This is a genomic window from Kitasatospora sp. NPDC024654 (genome assembly GCF_055559155.1).
In genome coordinates this window covers 96,727-98,137 of the sequence record NZ_JBVHLF010000026.1, presented here as the reverse complement: position 1 = coordinate 98,137, position 1,411 = coordinate 96,727, and the positions used below count along the sequence as shown (strand labels likewise).

Annotated in this window: 1 protein-coding gene; it reads left to right on the top strand. The window is 75.6% G+C overall.

Annotated elements, in window-relative coordinates; genetic code table 11:
- Positions 1–400: 400 nt before the first annotated feature.
- Complete coding sequence (locus tag ACZ38L_RS17925) at positions 401–1,300, top strand: tetratricopeptide repeat protein (protein ID WP_465694109.1); 900 nt, start codon at positions 401–403, stop codon at positions 1,298–1,300.
- Positions 1,301–1,411 lie beyond the last annotated feature (111 nt).

Genomic DNA, 1,411 nt, shown 5'->3' with positions numbered 1-1,411 from the left:
TCGTCGTGAGGAGCGTCCCTACGGTGACCGTCCCTCCGGTGACCGCGGCGGTTTCCGTCGTGACGACCGGCCGTCGGGTGACCGCGGCGGGTTCCGTCGTGAGGAGCGTCCCTACGGTGACCGTCCCTCCGGTGACCGCGGCGGTTTCCGCCGTGACGACCGGCCGTCGGGTGACCGTGGTGGCTTCCGCCGCGAGGAGCGCCCCTACGGCGACCGTGACCGTGGGCCGCGTCGTGAAGGCGGCCGGCCGTCCGGTGACCGTGGCGGTTTCCGTCGTGACGACCGGCCGTCGGGCGACCGTGGCGGCCGTCCGTACGAGGGCCGTGGCCGCTACGAGGGGCGGCGTGACGACCGCCGGGACGACCGCGATGACCGTCGCACCCACGAGCCGGTCCACCGCCTGCCGATCCCCGAGGACGTCTCGGGCCAGGAGATCGACGCCGACGTCCGCCAGGAGCTGCTGAGCCTGCCGAAGACGCTGGCCGACGACGTGGCCCGCAACCTGGTCATGGTCGCCCGCCTGCTCGACACCGAGCCGGAGGAGGCCTACAAGTACTCCCGGGTCGCCCTGCGGCTCGCCTCGCGCGTCGCCTCGGTCCGCGAGGCGGCCGGCTTCGCCTCGTACATGACGCAGCGCTACTCGGAGGCCCTGACCGAGTTCCGCGCCGCCCGCCGGATGACCGGCCGGGCCGACCTGTGGCCCGTGATGGCCGACTGCGAGCGCGGTCTGGGCCGTCCGGAGCGCGCTCTGGCGATGGCCGGTGAGCCCGAGGTCAAGCAGCTGGACAAGGCGGGCCAGGTGGAGATGCGCCTGGTCGCGGCCGGTGCCCGCAGCGACCTGGGCCAGCACGACGCCGCCGTGGTGACGCTGCAGAGCCCGGAGCTGGCCTCCAACGCCGTCCACCCGTGGACCGCCCGCCTCCGCTACGCCTACGCCGACGCGCTGATCGCGGCCGGCCGGGCCGACGAGGCGCGGGACTGGTTCGCCAAGGCCGCCGAGGCCGACCCGGAGGGCTCCACCAACGCCTCCGAGCGGCTCGCGGAGATCGACGGGCTGGAGTTCGTGGACGCGCTCGACCCCGAGCTGGCGGAGGAGGAGCAGCCGGCCGCCGCCGAGGAGACCGGTCGCGACCGCGCCGCCCGCTCGGACGACGACCGGGTGATCTTCGAGGAGGACGAGGACGTCGAGGAGTTCTACGACGAGGACGACCTCGAAATCGACGAGGTCGAGGACGAAGAGGTGGAGCAGGAGCTGCGCGACCGCGAGGCGCGTGGCGGCCAGGACGCCGAGCGCGGCTGACGCCACCCGGCACTCCGAGGCCCGGGGGGGGGGGGGGGGGGGGGGGGGGGGGGGGGGGGGGGGGGTGGGGGGGGGGTGGGGGGGGGGGGGGGGGGGGGGGGGTGGGGCTAG